At 58.8% G+C, this 15,985-nt stretch carries 18 protein-coding genes; 13 read left to right on the forward strand and 5 right to left on the reverse strand.

Annotated features, from left to right (window positions below):
* The first annotated feature begins 77 nt into the window (after positions 1 to 77).
* Positions 78 to 329 carry a DUF1127 domain-containing protein gene (locus AC4ANK_RS02060; protein ID WP_002551521.1) on the forward strand — a complete coding sequence of 84 codons (252 nt, stop codon included), beginning with the start codon at positions 78 to 80 and terminating at the stop codon, positions 327 to 329.
* Positions 330 to 334: 5 nt separating this feature from the next.
* On the opposite strand, the gene AC4ANK_RS02065 is transcribed toward AC4ANK_RS02060, so the two are convergent.
* Positions 335 to 1,651 carry an NAD(P)/FAD-dependent oxidoreductase gene (locus tag AC4ANK_RS02065; protein ID WP_005744842.1) on the reverse strand — a complete coding sequence of 439 codons (1,317 nt, stop codon included), beginning with the start codon at positions 1,649 to 1,651 and terminating at the stop codon, positions 335 to 337.
* Positions 1,652 to 1,756: 105 nt separating this feature from the next.
* Here AC4ANK_RS02065 and AC4ANK_RS02070 point away from each other — a divergent pair, with 105 nt between their 5' ends.
* Entirely contained in the window at positions 1,757 to 2,110 is a 354-nt protein-coding gene (locus tag AC4ANK_RS02070; RefSeq protein WP_002551522.1) for a YkgJ family cysteine cluster protein, read from the forward strand.
* 14 nt (positions 2,111 to 2,124) lie between these two features.
* Here AC4ANK_RS02070 and AC4ANK_RS02075 read toward each other — a convergent pair whose 3' ends face one another.
* The gene (locus AC4ANK_RS02075; RefSeq protein ID WP_460382697.1) at positions 2,125 to 2,874 is read right to left on the reverse strand and encodes an IS5 family transposase; all 750 of its coding nucleotides are present in this window, start codon (positions 2,872 to 2,874) and stop codon (positions 2,125 to 2,127) included.
* Between the two features lie 100 nt (positions 2,875 to 2,974).
* Positions 2,975 to 3,463, reverse strand: a complete 489-nt coding sequence (locus AC4ANK_RS02080; RefSeq protein WP_004655323.1) for an Lrp/AsnC ligand binding domain-containing protein — start codon at positions 3,461 to 3,463, stop codon at positions 2,975 to 2,977.
* A gap of 157 nt (positions 3,464 to 3,620) precedes the next feature.
* Here AC4ANK_RS02080 and dadA point away from each other — a divergent pair, with 157 nt between their 5' ends.
* The 6 genes from dadA (at position 3,621) to AC4ANK_RS02110 (ending at position 9,506) form a co-directional block, all read left to right on the forward strand.
* A complete protein-coding gene (gene dadA / locus AC4ANK_RS02085) occupies positions 3,621 to 4,922 on the forward strand; it encodes a D-amino acid dehydrogenase (RefSeq protein ID WP_460384102.1) in 1,302 nt (433 codons plus the stop codon).
* Positions 4,894 to 5,247 (forward strand): RidA family protein, encoded by a 354-nt coding sequence (locus tag AC4ANK_RS02090; RefSeq protein ID WP_002551525.1) that lies wholly within the window; start codon positions 4,894 to 4,896, stop codon positions 5,245 to 5,247. The genes dadA and AC4ANK_RS02090 overlap by 29 nt, the downstream gene beginning before the upstream one ends.
* An 88-nt stretch (positions 5,248 to 5,335) precedes the next feature.
* A complete protein-coding gene (gene alr, locus AC4ANK_RS02095) occupies positions 5,336 to 6,409 on the forward strand; it encodes an alanine racemase (protein ID WP_002551526.1) in 1,074 nt (357 codons plus the stop codon).
* Positions 6,410 to 6,533: 124 nt separating this feature from the next.
* The gene (locus AC4ANK_RS02100; RefSeq protein WP_004655316.1) at positions 6,534 to 7,082 is read left to right on the forward strand and encodes a cupin domain-containing protein; all 549 of its coding nucleotides are present in this window, start codon (positions 6,534 to 6,536) and stop codon (positions 7,080 to 7,082) included.
* Between the two features lie 24 nt (positions 7,083 to 7,106).
* Positions 7,107 to 7,430 carry a c-type cytochrome gene (locus AC4ANK_RS02105; protein ID WP_002551527.1) on the forward strand — a complete coding sequence of 108 codons (324 nt, stop codon included), beginning with the start codon at positions 7,107 to 7,109 and terminating at the stop codon, positions 7,428 to 7,430.
* 114 nt (positions 7,431 to 7,544) lie between these two features.
* Entirely contained in the window at positions 7,545 to 9,506 is a 1,962-nt protein-coding gene (locus AC4ANK_RS02110; protein WP_002551528.1) for an acetyl-CoA hydrolase/transferase C-terminal domain-containing protein, read from the forward strand.
* A gap of 6 nt (positions 9,507 to 9,512) precedes the next feature.
* Here AC4ANK_RS02110 and AC4ANK_RS02115 read toward each other — a convergent pair whose 3' ends face one another.
* On the reverse strand, positions 9,513 to 10,037 hold the full coding sequence (locus AC4ANK_RS02115) for an Mpo1 family 2-hydroxy fatty acid dioxygenase (protein WP_002551529.1): 525 nt from the start codon (positions 10,035 to 10,037) through the stop codon (positions 9,513 to 9,515).
* A gap of 81 nt (positions 10,038 to 10,118) precedes the next feature.
* On the opposite strand from AC4ANK_RS02115, the gene AC4ANK_RS02120 reads away from it, so the two are divergent.
* The 5 genes from AC4ANK_RS02120 to gcvH all read left to right on the forward strand — a co-directional run bounded on the left by AC4ANK_RS02120 (position 10,119) and on the right by gcvH (position 15,490).
* Positions 10,119 to 10,826: a Crp/Fnr family transcriptional regulator gene (locus tag AC4ANK_RS02120; RefSeq protein ID WP_002551530.1), complete on the forward strand. Its 708-nt coding sequence runs from the start codon at positions 10,119 to 10,121 to the stop codon at positions 10,824 to 10,826.
* A 110-nt stretch (positions 10,827 to 10,936) separates the two neighbouring features.
* Complete coding sequence (locus AC4ANK_RS02125; protein WP_002551531.1) at positions 10,937 to 11,938, forward strand: extracellular solute-binding protein; 1,002 nt, start codon at positions 10,937 to 10,939, stop codon at positions 11,936 to 11,938.
* 270 nt (positions 11,939 to 12,208) lie between these two features.
* Complete coding sequence (locus AC4ANK_RS02130; RefSeq protein WP_031595929.1) at positions 12,209 to 13,825, forward strand: ABC transporter permease; 1,617 nt, start codon at positions 12,209 to 12,211, stop codon at positions 13,823 to 13,825.
* Positions 13,826 to 13,977: 152 nt separating this feature from the next.
* A complete protein-coding gene (gene gcvT / locus AC4ANK_RS02135; protein ID WP_031595930.1) occupies positions 13,978 to 15,060 on the forward strand; it encodes a glycine cleavage system aminomethyltransferase GcvT in 1,083 nt (360 codons plus the stop codon).
* A 43-nt stretch (positions 15,061 to 15,103) separates the two neighbouring features.
* Positions 15,104 to 15,490 (forward strand): glycine cleavage system protein GcvH, encoded by a 387-nt coding sequence (gene gcvH, locus AC4ANK_RS02140; RefSeq protein ID WP_002551534.1) that lies wholly within the window; start codon positions 15,104 to 15,106, stop codon positions 15,488 to 15,490.
* Positions 15,491 to 15,559: 69 nt separating this feature from the next.
* Here gcvH and AC4ANK_RS02145 read toward each other — a convergent pair whose 3' ends face one another.
* Entirely contained in the window at positions 15,560 to 15,880 is a 321-nt protein-coding gene (locus AC4ANK_RS02145) for a DUF2388 domain-containing protein (protein WP_002551535.1), read from the reverse strand.
* Positions 15,881 to 15,985: the final 105 nt, after the last annotated feature.

Consider the following 15,985-nt stretch of genomic DNA (forward strand, 5'->3'; position numbering starts at 1 on the left):
CCTGTTTTTGAATCTGTAATGGTTTGGCCGTTCGTTTCATCATAGACCCACACCCACCCAGGATGAGGGAAACGGAAATGAACGGGTTCAGCGATGTACGCCTTGCGCTTCACAGCCAGGAATTGAATGACTATCGGCCAACTGCGGTCAGAACGGTCCGCTCAAACAAGGCCGATCTATTGGCCGGCATGGGTCGTTGGGCGCTGTATCGTCACCGCTGGACCTCTCGCCGCACTTTGCTGGAGCTGACGGACGATCAGCTGCGCGACATCGGGCTGGATTTCCAGCAGGCGCGGGTCGAAGCGATGAAACCGTTCTGGAGGTCCTGAGCCGTTCAGCGCAGCTCTTTGAGTCGGTGCCAGAGCATGCCCAATGCCAGTAACGGCGAGCGCAAGTGTTTACCGCCCGGAAAGGTCATGTGTGGCACTTTGGCGAATAGCTCGAAGCCATCGCTGTGTTGCCCGGCGATGGCTTCGGCTAGCAAGCGACCTGCAAGGTGTGTCGCGTTCAGACCATGCCCCGAATAAGCCTGCGCATAAAAAACGTTGGGGTGCTGCTTGAGCTGGCCAATTTGCGGCAGGCGATTGGCACCTATGCCGATCATCCCACCCCACTGGTAATCGATCTTCACTGAAGCCAGTTGCGCAAACACATCGAGCATCTTCGGCCGCATGTAAGCGGCGATGTCCCGTGGGTCGCGGCCCGAATAGTGACAGGCGCCCCCGAACAGCAAACGCCGATCCGCTGACAGCCGGTAGTAATCTACAGTCACGCGCTGATCACAGACCGCCATGTCCTGCGGCAACACTTCCCGGGCCTGAGCCTCGCTCAAGGGTTCGGTCGCGATGATGTAACTGCCCGCGGGCAATACCTTGCCGCTTATTTCCGGATTCAGATCGTTGAGGTAGGCATTGCAGCCCAGCACCAGAGTTTTCGCCAGCACCGCCCCCTGAGCCGTATGCACTTTGACCTGCGGGCCGTAGTCGATTCTCGTCACTGCAGAATGTTCGAACAACCGAACGCCCAATGACTGCGCTACGGCAGCTTCTCCCAAAGCCAGATTCAACGGGTGCAGATGTCCGGAACCCATGTCGATCAAACCGCCGACGTAACGGTCGGAGCCTACGACACTGCGCATCTGATCGGCTTGCAGCAACTTAAGCTCATGACGGTAACCCAGGCTGCGCAGTTCATCGGCATCTTCGGCAAGGCTGTGCAGGTCGCGCGGCTTGTTGGCCAGGTCGCAATAACCCCATTTCAGGTCGCAATCGATAGCGTGCCGCTCGATGCGCTGACGCACGATATCGACCGCCTCGATGCCCAGCAGCTTCAGCTGCCGCACACCCTCGCTGCCGATGACATTGGCGAACTGCTCGACACCGTGGCCGACCCCGCGAATCAGCTGGCCGCCATTGCGTCCGCTGGCACCCCAGCCAATCCTGCGTGCCTCAAGCAACGCGACACTCAGCCCGCGCTCGGCCAGCTCGATGGCAGTGTTGAGGCCGGAAAATCCGCCGCCCACCACGCACACATCAACCTTCACCTCGCCTTGCAGCGCAGGGTGATCCGGTTGCGGATGGCTGCTGGCGGCGTAGTAGGAGGCAACATGCTGGTCGTCGTGAAGAGTCGGGTGCTGAACGCGGGCGTTCATGAGCGGGTCCTGTCGGTGGCGGTTTGCGTGTGGGGAGGATAAGCCGCTGTCATGAGCCTGCCAACTGGGGCAAAATCAGCGCATTGTGTAGGAATGGTTGATTCAATGAGCTGCAACCGTCAGAAAATAAGTGATCTGCGCCGCCAGATTCCCTCGTTCGAGTGTGTGCCTGGCTGCCACGACTGCTGCGGCCCGGTTACCACGTCGCCCGAAGAAATGTCGCGCCTGCCGCGCAAGACTGCCGCCGAACAGGACGCCGCGCTCGATGAGCTCAATTGCGTGCACCTTGGCCCACAGGGCTGCACCGTGTATGACGAACGCCCGTTGATCTGCCGTCTGTTTGGCACCACCGAAAGCCTGCCATGCCCGAATGGCCGTCGCCCGGTCGAACTGATTCACCCGCGGGTAGAGAAGCAGATACACGAATATATGGCTTCCACCCGACAAGTGCTGGTCTAGGGTCTGTTCCCGTTTCACATTGGCAGCCACAGAAAAGCGCAGGCCATTGCTATGACGCTTTCATAGTTTCTCTTGAGTTTGTCGAACCGAGAAGCCGCCGCCCGGAAATGCTTCAACCGGGCAAAGGCGTTTTCTACGAGATGTCGATTGCGATATAACCCTTTGTCCAGATCTGCGTTCCCTTTCAGAGAATTGCGCTTTCGTGGAATCACCACTTTGCTGCCTTGCTGCTCGACCTGAGCGCGTATCGCTTCAGTGTCGTAGCCCTTGTCCGCAATGATCACTTCTGCATTGGGCATCTTGGCAATCAACGAGGCCGCCTGCGAACAATCATTGGTCTGGCCTCCGGTCACGTCAAATGCAATGGGCAGCCCACAAGCGTCTACAGCCAGGTGAATCTTGCTGGTGTTACCGGCTCGGCTTTTTCCGATGGCCTGGTCCTGCGTGCTGGCAGCACCTGCACTGTGCTGATGAGCCTTTACATAACTGCCATCAATGAAAACCCACTCCATGTCAGGATCGGTCATCAGCACCTCAAGCACCTTGACCCACTTGCCTGAAGCAGACCAGGCATTGAACCGCTTGTAGACCTTGCTCCAGTTTCCAAACGCTTTCGGCAGGTCTCGCCAAGGGCAACCCACACGCATGCGGTACAGCATGCCTTCAACCGTGGTGCGCAAATCTCGCTTGTTGTAGATCGATTCGTGCAGCAAAATTTCTCGAAGCTTCGGCCAGTGCTCATCACTGAGCATTAATCGGGGCATTGCAGGCTCGTATTGGTGTTGTGTGAGAACTCCAACAATACGGGCCTGTTCTCATAGAGATCAATGGGTTACGTCGAAACGGGAACAGACCCTAGCGCAATCAGTCGGCAATCGGCAGGTTCAGGCTCTCTTTCACTTCTTCCATCACGATATAGCTCTTGGACTCACGCACGTGCGGCAGCTTGAGCAGGATATCGCCCAGCAGTTTGCGGTAGGACGCCATCTCGGAAATGCGCGCCTTGACCAGATAGTCAAAGTCGCCTGATACCAAGTGGCACTCCAGCACATGCGGAAGCTTCAACACGGCACGGCGGAACTCCTCGAAGGTGTCGCCAGACTTGTAGTCCAGACTGATTTCCACAAACACCAGCAGGCTGGCCTTCAGGCTTTGCGGATTCAGGCGGGCGTTGTAGCCCATGATGATGCCCTCGCGTTCCAGCCTGCGAACCCGCTCGGTACACGGAGTGGTCGAGAGGCCGACGCGCTCGCCCAGTTCGGTAAACGAGATACGCCCATCTGCCTGGAGGATGCGCAGGATATTGCGGTCGATCTTGTCCAGTTCACGATTTGACTGGTGTTGAGTGCGCATGGGTTATTTCCCCTCTACCAAAGCGTTTATCGCCGGGAATAAACGCCAAATATAGATGTTTATACAGTGAGAAGCACTGCCCATTGCTCAATATACTGCGCACATTCTTGCTTAAAACTTCAAAACGTCAGCGGATATCCGCGATGAGGTCATCTACATGCGCGTTCTGGTCCTTGGAAGTGGTGTCATCGGTACAACCAGTGCTTATTATCTGGCGCGTGCCGGTTTTCAGGTGACCGTGGCAGACCGCCAGCCAGCCGCCGCCATGGAGACCAGCTTTGCCAATGCCGGCCAGGTCTCGCCAGGCTATGCCTCGCCATGGGCCGCGCCGGGTGTTCCGCTGAAGGCGATCAAGTGGTTGCTGCAGCGCCACGCGCCATTGGCGATCAAGGCCACGGCAGATATAGATCAATACCTGTGGATGGCGCAAATGCTGCGCAACTGCACCGCCAGCCGCTATGTCGTGAATAAAGAGCGCATGGTGCGCCTGTCCGAATACAGCCGTGATTGCCTGGATGAACTGCGCCTGGAAACAGGTATTGCCTACGAAGGGCGCAGCCTGGGTACTACTCAGCTGTTCCGCACTCAGGCGCAACTGGACAACGCCGCCAAGGATATTGCCGTGCTTGAGCAGTCCGGTGTTCCGTACGAGCTGCTCGATCGCGACGGCATCGCCCGTGTCGAGCCCGCGCTAGCCGGTGTGACCGGCATTCTCAGCGGTGCGCTGCGTTTGCCCAATGACCAGACCGGCGATTGCCAGTTGTTCACCACGCGCCTTGCAGAAATGGCCGTAGAGCTGGGTGTCGAGTTCCGCTACGGACAGAACATCGAGCGCCTCGACCACGCTGGCGACCGCATCAATGGTGTGTGGATCGACGGTAAGCTGGAAACAGCCGACCGCTACGTGCTGGCGCTGGGCAGCTATTCTCCGCAACTGCTCAAACCGCTGGGTATCAAGGCTCCGGTTTACCCGCTGAAGGGCTATTCGCTGACGGTGCCGATCACTGACCCGGCCATGGCTCCGACCTCGACCATTCTCGATGAAACCTACAAGGTCGCCATCACCCGCTTCGACAACCGCATCCGGGTCGGCGGCATGGCGGAAATCGCCGGTTTCGACCTGTCGCTCAACCCTCGTCGACGCGAAACACTGGAGATGATCGTCGGTGACCTCTATCCTCAGGGTGGCGACCTGAGCCAGGCCAGTTTCTGGACCGGGTTGCGTCCGACCACTCCCGATGGCACACCGATTGTGGGTGCAACACCGTTCCGTAACCTGTTCCTCAATACCGGCCATGGCACATTGGGCTGGACGATGGCGTGTGGTTCCGGTCGCTTGCTGGCAGACCTCATTGCCCGCAAGACACCCTGTATCAGTGCCGAAGGCCTCGATATCTCTCGTTACGGCAACACTCAGGAGAATGCACAGCATGTCAATCCAGCGCCAGCTCACCAATGAGCGCATGAGTCAGGTCGTTGTCCACAACGGCACCGTCTATCTGTCGGGCCAGGTCGGCGATGACATGACTGCAGGTGTCGAGCAACAGACCCGCGAGGTTCTGAACAGTATCGAGCGCCTGCTCGACCTGGCCGGTACTGACAAGACTCGCATTCTGTCGGTCACGATCTATCTGAAAGACATCGATGCTCATTTTGCCGGCATGAACAGCGTCTGGGACAAATGGCTGCCCAAGGGTGTCGCGCCTGCGCGTGCAACCGTCGAGGCCAAGTTGTGCGAGCCGGAAATCCTCGTCGAACTGTCGGTTGTCGCCGCGCTGCCTTGAGTCTGCTGTCTTTATACTGTTGTGCCCGACGCATCTCTGCGTCGGGGTTTTTCTGACCCTTTTCACCCTTCAGGCAAGAAACGTCATCATGCGTCCAGCCCGCGCCTTAATTGATCTTCAGGCACTGCGTCACAACTACCAACTGGCTCGTGAAAACAGCGGCGGCAAAGCGCTCGCGGTGATCAAGGCCGATGCCTATGGTCACGGTGCGGTACGTGTTGCCCAGGCACTGGAAGCCCAGGCCGACGGTTTCGCAGTGGCCTGCATCGAAGAAGCGCTCGAGCTACGCGCGGCAGGCATCCACGCACCTGTTCTGCTGCTTGAAGGTTTTTTCGAAGCCGATGAACTGGCGCTGATTGTCGAGCACGACTTCTGGACGGTCGTGCATTCGACCTGGCAGCTGGAGGCCATCGAACAGGCGCAGCTTGCCAAACCTTTAACGGTCTGGCTCAAGATTGACACGGGCATGCACCGCGTCGGCCTGTACCCGCATGAATATCAGGCCGCCTATCAACGCCTGCTGGTAACCGGCAAAGTGGCCAGAATCGTCCTGATGAGCCACTTCGCCCGCGCCGATGAACTGAACAGTGGATGCAGTGATGAACAGTTCGCTGTATTCGAGAGCTTTCGCAAAGGCCTGGTTGCAGAAACCAGCCTGAAAAACTCCCCGGCCGTTCTGGGCTGGCCGCATATTCCAAGCGACTGGTCGCGCCCCGGCATCATGCTCTACGGTGCCACGCCGTTTGGTCAGGCGCACCCGCTGGCTGACCGCCTGCAACCGGTCATGACCCTTGAATCGAAGATCATCAGTGTGCGTGAGCTGCCTGCCGGTGAAGCCGTGGGCTATGGCGCGACGTTTGTCTGTGATCGGCCATTACGTATTGGCGTGGTGGCGATGGGGTACGCCGACGGCTACCCGCGTCATGCGCCGACCGGCACGCCTGTGCAGATCGACGGTCAGCCCTCCCGGCTGCTCGGGCGAGTGTCCATGGACATGCTTTGCGTAGACTTGACCGGCGTTCCGCAGGCCGGGCTTGGCAGCCGGGTCGAGTTATGGGGCAAGCACGTGCTCGCCAGTGAAGTGGCCACACGGGCAGAAACGATTCCCTACGAAATCTTCTGCAATCTGCGTCGCGTTCCGCGTATCTATTCCCAAGACTGATCGAGCTCCTGTCCGTCAGGCCGCTGTATGTCTGGTGTCTGTCGAAGTGTTGTAAATATTGAACGCTGTTGCCATGATGGCGTTCATCTCGACTAGACCTGACAAAACCTGGGGGAATATCGCATTGGACGTGGGTGAACGACTGCAATCGATCCGCAAGCTCAAGGGCCTGTCCCAGCGTGAACTCGCCAAGCGCGCAGGCGTGACCAACAGCACCATCTCCATGATCGAAAAAAACAGCGTAAGCCCTTCGATCAGCTCGCTGCGCAAAGTGCTCGGCGGCATTCCCATGTCCATGGTCGAGTTTTTCTCGGAAGAAACCGTTCCGGAAAACGCAGCGCAGGTGGTGTACAAGGCCAGCGAGTTGATTGATATCTCGGACGGTGCCGTGACCATGAAGCTGGTCGGCAAGTCGCACCAGGGCCGTGCCATCGCCTTTCTTACCGAAACCTACCCGCCGGGTGCCGATACCGGTGAAGAAATGCTCGTCCACGACGGTGAAGAAACCGGAATCCTCGTCGAGGGGCGACTGGAGCTGGTGGTGGGTCTCGACACCTACGTACTGGAAGCCGGGGACAGCTATTATTTTGAAAGCACCCGGCCGCATCGCTTCCGCAACCCGTTCGACGTACCGGCACGATTGATCAGTGCGGCAACGCCAGCCAATTTCTGACCCGCCCCTTTCAGTGAGTGACGCGTGAAGCTGACCCGGAAGATTCTGAGCACCGCAGGCGTTCTGACGTTATGGGCGTTCAATGTGCAAGCCGCCGATACCGCCCGAGCCCCTGACGACATCATCGCCGCCCATTGCGTCGCGTGTCACAGCGTCGGCCTGCTCAACGCGCCGAAAACCGGTGACACGGCCGCCTGGGAAGAACGGGCCAGACAAAAAGGCGGCCTTGACGGCCTGCTGGCCAGCACCATCAAAGGCATTGGCATCATGCCGCCGAAAGGCACCTGCGGCGATTGCACTGACGACGAACTGAAGAGCGCTATCCAGAGCATGTCCGGGTTGAAGTGACGTGCACTCCGTTCTCACGCTGGAGCGTGGGAACGATAGTTGCGCAGCGAGCATGCAGCAATTTCAGATTGCCACCGGTCCAAGCTGCACCAATAACAATTCAGGAGAGCTGGGATGCCGTATTCCTGTTCCATCGAGCACGCTGTCGATCACGTTCTGGCGCAATTGCCCGAGCATATTCACCTCGGCATGCCGCTCGGGCTGGGTAAGCCCAATCGGTTCGTCAATGCGCTGTACCAGCGCATCAGCCAGTTGCCCGAGCGACGGCTGACGATCTACACCGCGCTGACACTCGGGCGGCCAACGCCGGGAGAGGGTTTGCAGGCGCGGTTTCTGGAACCGTTTCTGGAGCGGGTCTTCGGTGACTATCCGGAACTGGAGTTTCTAGCCGCGCTGCGTCGCGACAAACTTCCACACAACATTCGCGTGCAGCAATTCTTCATGCAGCCGGGCAGCCTGCTGAACAGCGAGTCAGCCCAGCAAGACTACGTCAGCAGCAATTACAGTCATGCCGCCCGCGATATCAATGCCAACGGCCTGAATCTGGTCGCGCAACTGGTGTCCCGTGACGATCAGTACCCGGGCAAGCTGAGCCTGAGTTGCAACCCTGATGTGACCCTCGACCTGCTGCCCATGATCGCCAAACGCCGCGCTGCCGGAGAAACCATCCTCATGCTGGGTCAGGTCCACGCCGACCTGCCTTACATGCCGGGCGACTCGGAGCTGGATGTCGATGCGTTTGACCTGCTGATCAACGAAGATGAGCGCAGTACGCTGTTTTCCACCCCGAACATGCCGGTGGGTTATCAAGACCATTTGATTGGTCTGCATGCCAGTACACTGGTGCGCGACGGCGGCACGCTACAGATCGGCATCGGCTCGATGGGCGATGCGCTGACCGGCGCACTGCTGGCCAGGCAAGCCGACAATGAAACCTGGCGCAGTCTGCTGGCCGAGTTGAACATGAGTAACTGGCAGACCCTGATCGACCGCGAAGGCGGCGTTCAGCCGTTCGCCAGCGGCCTTTACGGTTGCAGCGAAATGTTCGTTAACGGCCTGCTGGTACTGGCCGATGCCGGCATCGTGCGACGCAAGGTGTACGCCAACGTAGAGCTGCAACGGCTGGCCAACCTGGGCACGCTGGATGAAGACGCCCATCCTGATGGCGTGGTGGTGCACGGTGGTTTTTTCCTCGGCCCGCGCAGTTTCTATGAGCGATTGCGCGAGCTGCCCGCCGAGCGACTGGCGCAGTTCAACATGACTGCCATCAGCTATATCAACGAGCTTTACGGTCAGGAAGAACTCAAACGCCTGCAACGCCGCGATGCGCGCTTCATCAACAGTGCGTTCACCGTCACCCTGATGGGCGCAGCCGTGGCCGATCAATTGGAAGATGGCCGAGTGCTCAGCGGTGTGGGTGGCCAATACAACTTTGTGGCGCAGGCTCATGCCCTGGAGGGCGCTCGTTCGATCCTGATGCTGCGCAGCTGGCGTGAGTCAGGTGGCGAGGTCAGCTCCAATATCGTCTGGCAGTACGGCCACACCACGATCCCCCGGCACCTGCGCGATATTGTCGTGACCGAATACGGCATTGCCGATCTGCGCGGTCAGACCGACGCCACGGTGATCGAGCGCATCCTCAACATCACTGACTCGCGCTTTCAGCCCGGCTTGATCGAGCAGGCGCAAAAGGCCGGAAAGCTGCCCAAGGAATTCCGCCTTGATCCACGCTTCACAGAAAACACCCCGAAACGCCTCAAGGACACGGCATCGCGCTATCCGTCGCTGTTTACTGAATACCCGCTGGGATGCGATTTTACAGGTGAAGAGCGCGACCTGATGCGTGCGTTGAACTGGCTGAAGAGCAAGCTCAAACTCACCGAAATCCTCGAGTTGGGCAAGGCCACTCTGGACGCTCCCGACCCCGAAGCCTTCCCGGAGCACTTGCAACGAATGCAACTCGACCAGCCTCAGGGCTTGCGCGAAGAGTTGTATCAGCGACTGCTGCTGGCCGGGCTGCACCACACCAGCGGGACCAGCGGACTGACGGGCCAGAGCACGGAGACTGATCGTTAACAGTCGCTACATCGCAGCCTTACGGGTATTGCGCCCCACTGGGCCGGAGCGTTCTTCGATGGCGTATTGCAGCGGTTTGCGCAAGCCCATCAGGAACGCCAGCTCCGCAATCACGAACAGCGGGCCGATGATCAGGCCAGTCACGTCATCGATAAACGCCGGTTTGCGCCCTTCGTAGTAATGGCCGATGAACTGGATGATCCAGCCGATCACAAAGAGCCCGACGCCCGCGCTCAGCCAAACCATGGTCTTCTGTTGCGCAAGGTTGGCCCCGGCCCAGATGCACAGTGCCAGCAGCACTGCCATGACCACGCCCAGCGGACGGTCCAGGCGCAGATAGAAAATCGTCGAACCCAGGGCTAGCAGGGCCGCAGGCGAAACCCACACGCCGCTTACAGTCCAGCCCGGACGCGACAGAAGTACCGCCACGGCCAGTACAATCAATGGAATGCCCACGAAGTGCGTCACGATATTGCGTGAATCACGGTGATACGCAGCGTATTGGCTGAGATGATCGACAAGGGTTTTCATTATTATTCCTGCCTGAGACGATGATCGGTTTGAGCCAGGGTTGTTGTACAACACGCATGCCTGAAATAAAAGGGAGCAAAAATGACAAATGGAGTGTCGTGGCGGTCACGACTGCTATCCGATTACTGGTTTTCTCATTTACCTGCCGGTTTGCAGGATAGCCTGCTGGACGCTGCTCGCCAGCAGCGCAGGACGCCTGGCAGGACGCTGTTCGAGAAAGGCGATCTGCCTTGCGGTCTTTATGTGTTGCTGGAGGGCTGTGTGCGTATCGGCGCTGCCCATGAGCAGCGGCTTTCGGGTGTGGAGCCGATGCGTGCGCCTATGTGGTTTGGCGAAGTCTCGCTGTTCGACGGGTTGCCGCGCCGTTTCGAGGTCTGCTCACTGGAGCAAAGTATCTTTCTGCATGTCCCTCAGCAATTTCTGCTCGAGTTGCTCGACAGGCACCCGGAATATTGGCGCTGGTTTGCCGCGTTACTCAGCCAGAAAATCGGTTTGCCGCTGCAGAACCCCGAGAAAATGCGCCGACTGCCTCCCAGAGCGAGGGTCGCATGGCGTCTGTTGATGCTCAGTGAGGGTTATGGTCCGTTGAGCCATGCACGCCGCCTGATTGTGCTGGAGGACATTCAGGCCGTGGAGTGCCTCGCGCTATCCCCGCCGGCCTTGCTGGAAGTGCTTCAGGATCTGCATGAACGCAAGATCGTGCGCCTGGGAGAAGGGCAGCTGGAAGTGTTCGATGTGGACAAGCTGCGCAGGGTTGCGAACTTTTCCAAAGCCAGGACCGTTTGTTGATCAGGCTGTCAGCCAGAAACATCCGGTAACGGCTCCACTGCCTCTTCGATTGAGATAGCAAATGGGATTCACTACCATTTCGCCTCATTTGCGAACGCGAGATACCCCCGATGCAGGCAAGCAAGCGTCTTCTGGCTGCTCTGACACTGACTTTACTGGGCAGTACCGCTCAGGCTGCTGATGAAGTGGTGGTCTATTCGTCCCGGATCGACGAGTTGATCAAGCCGGTGTTCGATGCATATACGGCCAAGACCGGGGTGAAGATAAAGTTCATCACCGACAAGGAAGCGCCATTGATGCAGCGCATCAAGGCCGAGGGCGAGAATGCCACTGCCGACCTGTTGCTGACGGTCGATGCCGGTAACCTCTGGCAAGCCGAACAGATGGGCATTCTGCAGCCATTCACCTCACCGGTGATAGAAGCCAACATTCCGCCGCAATACCGCTCATCCACTCACGGCTGGACCGGCCTGAGCCTTCGCGCACGAACCATCGCCTACTCCACTGACCGGGTGAAACCTGTCGAGCTGACCACGTATGAAGCGCTGGCCGACAAGAACTGGGAAGGGCGCCTGTGCCTGCGCACCGCGAAGAAGGTCTACAACCAGTCGCTGACCGCTACATTGATCGAAACCCATGGCGCCGAAGCGTCCGAGAAAATCCTCAAGGGCTGGGTGAACAACCTGTCCACCGATGTTTTTTCCGACGACATCGCAGTGCTTGAGGCGATCAACGCCGGGCAGTGCGACGTGGGCATCGTCAATTCCTACTATTACGGTCGCCTGCACAAGGAAAAACCTGACCTGGCGGTGAAGCTGTTCTGGCCGAATCAGGCGGACCGGGGTGTACACGTAAACCTGTCGGGTATCGGCCTGACCAAGTACGCACCGCACCCTGAGGCTGCCAAGGCGCTGGTCGAGTGGATGACCGGTCCCGATGCACAGAAGATCTTCTCAAGCGTCAATCAGGAGTTCCCGGCCAACCCGAACGTGGCGCCGTCAGAAGAAGTGGCGAGCTGGGGCCGGTTCAAGGCCGACACCATTCCGGTCGAAGTGGCAGGCAAGCGTCAGGCAGAAGCGATCCGCATGATGGATCGCGCGGGCTGGAATTGATTTAATACCCAGTGCCTGGCTCTCGTTGATACGCTTCGCGCTAATTACACAAATCTTGAATAGCCCGAAAAGCGTGGCTTTCAGGCTTCTGCCCGCAGGGCGTAGGAGCGGACTTGTCCGCGAAAGGGCCGGTACATTCTCAGAAAATGCACTATCTGAACTGACGGCTTCGCGGACAAGTCCGCTCCTACGGCTTTCAGCCAGAATCAGAAGCAGACCTGTGCGCACGCTCTGCTTACCCTCTTGAACCCCCTCATTTCGAGAACCTCCGTGGCCCATCCTGTCCAACGCCGCTGGTACCCACTGGTCTTCGCCATCGCTGCGCTGGTGTTATTGCCGCTGAGCGTGCTGCTGCTGTCGTGGGAGACCATTGACCAACAGATATGGTCACACCTGCTGGAAACCCAGATGTCCCGTCTGCTGGGTAACACGTTGATTCTGGTGCTGGGTGTCGGTGTGGGTGTAACGCTGCTGGGGGTGAGTCTGGCGTGGCTGACCAGCCTGTGTGAGTTTCCCGGGCGGCGCTGGCTGGACTGGGCGTTGATGCTGCCGTTCGCAATCCCTGCCTACGTACTGGCGTTTGTATTTGTCGGGCTGCTGGATTTTTCCGGCCCGGTGCAAACCCTGATGCGTGAATGGTTCGGCTCCGGCCTGCGCCTGCCTCGGGTGCGCTCCACCGGTGGGGTGATCATCGTGCTGGTGCTGGTCTTCTATCCCTATGTCTACCTGTTGGCGCGCACGGCGTTTCTGGCGCAGGGCAAGGGGCTGATGGAAGCTGCACGAGTGTTGGGCAACACGCCCTTGCAGGCGTTCTGGCGTGTGGCGCTGCCAATGGCGCGTCCAGCCATCGGTGCGGGCGTAGCTTTGGCGCTGATGGAGACCCTGGCCGATTTCGGTGCGGTATCAGTGTTCAATTTCGACACGTTCACCACCGCCATCTACAAGACCTGGTACGGCTTCTTCAGCCTGTCCAGCGCCGCGCAACTGGCCAGCCTGCTGCTGTTGGCAGTCCTGGTGCTGCTGTATGGCGAACGTCGTGCCCGCGGTGCAAGCCGACCGACCAATGAACGGCCGCGTGGCGCTGCGCTTTATCCGCTTAGCGGTATCAAGGCCTGGGGAGCCAGTTTATGGTGCGGGCTGGTTTTTCTCTGTGCCTTCGTCGTGCCGGTGCTGCAATTGATTGTCTGGGTCTGGCAGCGCGGCCGATTCGACCTCGACGAGCGCTATACCGGCCTGATTTTGCACACGCTCTATCTGGGCGGTATGGCGGCGTTGATCACTGTCAGCGTGGCGCTGATTCTGGCCTTCGCGCGGCGCATGGCACCCACACCTGCGATCCGCTCTGGCGTCAGCCTCGCCAACCTGGGTTACGCGCTGCCGGGTTCGGTACTGGCCGTTTCAATCATGCTGGCGTTCAGTTATCTGGACCGTGAGCTGGTCGTTCCGCTTTCCGGCTGGCTGGGCGGTGCAGGCAAGCCGTTGTTGCTGGGCAGCCTTTCGGCGCTGCTGCTGGCTTACCTTGTACGTTTCATCGCGGTCGCCTTCGGCCCGCTGGAGCACAGCCTGTCGCGTATCCGTCCCTCATTGCCTGAAGCCGCACGCAGTCTGGGGGTCAGCGGACCAAAGTTGTTTCTCAACGTGTATCTGCCGCTTTTGGTTCCGGGAGCCTTGAGTGCTGGGTTGCTGGTGTTCGTCGATGTACTCAAAGAGATGCCTGCGACCCTGCTGATGCGCCCGTTTGGCTGGGATACGCTGGCGGTACGCGTGTTTGAAATGACCAGCGAGGGTGAGTGGGCACGAGCGGCATTGCCAGCTTTGTCGCTGGTGCTTGTAGGATTATTACCCGTCATCGGGTTGATTCGTCGCTCTGCCCGTCAGATTGGCTAGGTGCGGGCCCTTCACCTTGCCGCTACAATGCGCCGCAATTGGTGCGGTCTGTCAGAAAATTCGGCCAGCTGTAAGTGCTGCAAACTCCGGTTTATTGGGGGCTTGCCGATCTTTTCTGCCCGCACCTTCGCCACGCCCGGAAGGAGAAACCCATGGGACAGCGTACCCCCCTGTTCGACCTGCACCTCGCCCTTGGCGCGAAAATGGTCGATTTTGGTGGCTGGGACATGCCGTTGCATTACGGATCGCAGGTCGAGGAACACCATCAGGTGCGTCGCGACTGTGGGGTCTTCGATGTCTCACACATGAACGTGATCGATGTGGTTGGCCGTCAAGCCAGAACCTGGCTGCGTTACCTGCTGGCCAACGATGTGGAAAAACTGAAGACCCCGGGTCGAGCCTTGTACAGCGCCATGCTGGACGAAAGAGGCGGGGTCATCGATGACATGATCGTCTACCTCACGCCCGAAGGTTATCGGCTGGTGGTCAATGCCGCGACCGGGGTCAAGGATCTAGCCTGGATGCAGTCGCAGCTGGGCGACTTCGATGTACAACTGATCGCGCGCAGCGAAATGGCGATGCTCGCGATTCAGGGGCCAAAGGCCAGAACCCGTATCGCCGAGCTGGTTTCAAGCGCCCGCGCCGAACTGATCCACCAGCTCAAGCCGTTTGAAGGTCTTGATGATGGCGACTGGTTCATCGCGCGCACCGGTTATACCGGTGAAGACGGCCTGGAAATCATGCTGCCTGCCGAAGAGGCCCAGCGTTTTTTCAATGAACTGGTCGGCGCGGGTATCTCCCCGATCGGTCTGGGCGCTCGCGATACGTTGCGCCTGGAGGCAGGCATGAACCTGTACGGTCAGGACATCGGCGAGCATGTTTCGCCGCTGGCATCGAATATGGCCTGGAGCATTGCCTGGGAACCTGCCGACCGTGATTTTATCGGTCGCGAGGCGCTGGAGAGCGAACGGGCTGAAGGAACCGCCTTCAAACTCGTGGGATTGGTGCTCGAAGAGCGCGGCGTTTTACGGGCGCATCAGGTGGTACGTGTCGCAGAAATTGGCGAAGGAGAGATCACCAGTGGTAGTTTCTCTCCTACGCTGAGCAAATCCATTGCTCTGGCGCGCGTTCCGATGGCAACCGCTGACCGGGCCGAGGTGGAAATCCGCGGCAAGTGGTATCCGGTGAGGGTGGTGCAGCCAGCGTTTGTGCGCCACGGCAAGGCCCTGATTTAACCTATGGCGGGTTTTCCGCTGACCCGATGTTGAGGATGACTAAATGAGCAATATTCCCGCCGAGCTGCGTTTCGCCGAAAGTCATGAATGGGCACGTGTTGAAGCAGATGGCACCGTGACCGTCGGCATCTCGGACCACGCACAGGAAGCGCTGGGCGATGTGGTCTTCGTCGAGCTGCCGGAAATCGGCAAAGTGTTTGCTGCCGCTGACACCGCTGGTGTTGTGGAGTCGGTCAAGGCTGCTTCGGATATCTACTCGCCGGTTGCTGGCGAGGTGATCGAAGTCAACGCAGCGCTGGGCGATTCGCCCGAGTCGCTCAACAGTGATCCGTACGACGCCTGGATCTTCAAGCTCAAGCCAACTGCCGCTGAAGCCGATCTGGCCAAATTGCTGGATGCTGCAGGTTACAAAAGCGCGATCGGCGAATAACCAATCGCCGGACAAAAAAATGCCGCTCATCGAGCGGCATTTTTTATGCGCAGTATTTGCCAGCAGGGCTTACTGGTTTTCAGCGACCAGATTCTTATCCAGGATCGCGTTGGCCAGTTCCATATCTGTGGCTTTCAGGCCTGGATTGTCTTTGCGTACCTGTTCGATGGCAGCTTCCAGGAACGGACCGCGGATGCCGCCGTCGCTGGCGACGAAGCTGCCTGCGTCGTCCTGGGCGGCAACGATCAGCTTGTGATCCTTGAAGGTCAGGTAAGTCGAGCCGGTGGTTGCACCGGAAGACAGCACATTACGCCAGAAGGTGTCAGCCATCGCTGAACCCATTGGGATGGAAAGCAAGGCTACGGTGGCGACAGCGAACTTGAGACGCATGATGAATTACTCCAGCTGTGGTGGTTCTGAGGGGTTGGATAGCCAAAGCTACGAACTAGTTCAATCAAGGTGTACCGCGTAGTTCACTTTAGCTGGCTCACCACG

The organism is Pseudomonas sp. Pmew2, from assembly GCF_058129885.1.

What these genes read in the sequence shown, in the direction of transcription:
- AC4ANK_RS02060 (WP_002551521.1), top strand. Translation starts at nt 78, where the DNA reads ATGAACGGGTTCAGCGATGTACGCCTTGCGCTTCACAGCCAGGAATTG.
- AC4ANK_RS02065 (WP_005744842.1), bottom strand. Translation starts at nt 1,651, where the DNA reads ATGAACGCCCGCGTTCAGCACCCGACTCTTCACGACGACCAGCATGTT.
- AC4ANK_RS02070 (WP_002551522.1), top strand. Translation starts at nt 1,757, where the DNA reads ATGAGCTGCAACCGTCAGAAAATAAGTGATCTGCGCCGCCAGATTCCC.
- AC4ANK_RS02075 (WP_460382697.1), bottom strand. Translation starts at nt 2,874, where the DNA reads ATGCCCCGATTAATGCTCAGTGATGAGCACTGGCCGAAGCTTCGAGAA.
- AC4ANK_RS02080 (WP_004655323.1), bottom strand. Translation starts at nt 3,463, where the DNA reads ATGCGCACTCAACACCAGTCAAATCGTGAACTGGACAAGATCGACCGC.
- dadA (WP_460384102.1), top strand. Translation starts at nt 3,621, where the DNA reads ATGCGCGTTCTGGTCCTTGGAAGTGGTGTCATCGGTACAACCAGTGCT.
- AC4ANK_RS02090 (WP_002551525.1), top strand. Translation starts at nt 4,894, where the DNA reads ATGTCAATCCAGCGCCAGCTCACCAATGAGCGCATGAGTCAGGTCGTT.
- alr (WP_002551526.1), top strand. Translation starts at nt 5,336, where the DNA reads ATGCGTCCAGCCCGCGCCTTAATTGATCTTCAGGCACTGCGTCACAAC.
- AC4ANK_RS02110 (WP_002551528.1), top strand. Translation starts at nt 7,545, where the DNA reads ATGCCGTATTCCTGTTCCATCGAGCACGCTGTCGATCACGTTCTGGCG.
- AC4ANK_RS02115 (WP_002551529.1), bottom strand. Translation starts at nt 10,037, where the DNA reads ATGAAAACCCTTGTCGATCATCTCAGCCAATACGCTGCGTATCACCGT.
- AC4ANK_RS02120 (WP_002551530.1), top strand. Translation starts at nt 10,119, where the DNA reads ATGACAAATGGAGTGTCGTGGCGGTCACGACTGCTATCCGATTACTGG.
- AC4ANK_RS02125 (WP_002551531.1), top strand. Translation starts at nt 10,937, where the DNA reads ATGCAGGCAAGCAAGCGTCTTCTGGCTGCTCTGACACTGACTTTACTG.
- gcvT (WP_031595930.1), top strand. Translation starts at nt 13,978, where the DNA reads ATGGGACAGCGTACCCCCCTGTTCGACCTGCACCTCGCCCTTGGCGCG.
- gcvH (WP_002551534.1), top strand. Translation starts at nt 15,104, where the DNA reads ATGAGCAATATTCCCGCCGAGCTGCGTTTCGCCGAAAGTCATGAATGG.
- AC4ANK_RS02145 (WP_002551535.1), bottom strand. Translation starts at nt 15,880, where the DNA reads ATGCGTCTCAAGTTCGCTGTCGCCACCGTAGCCTTGCTTTCCATCCCA.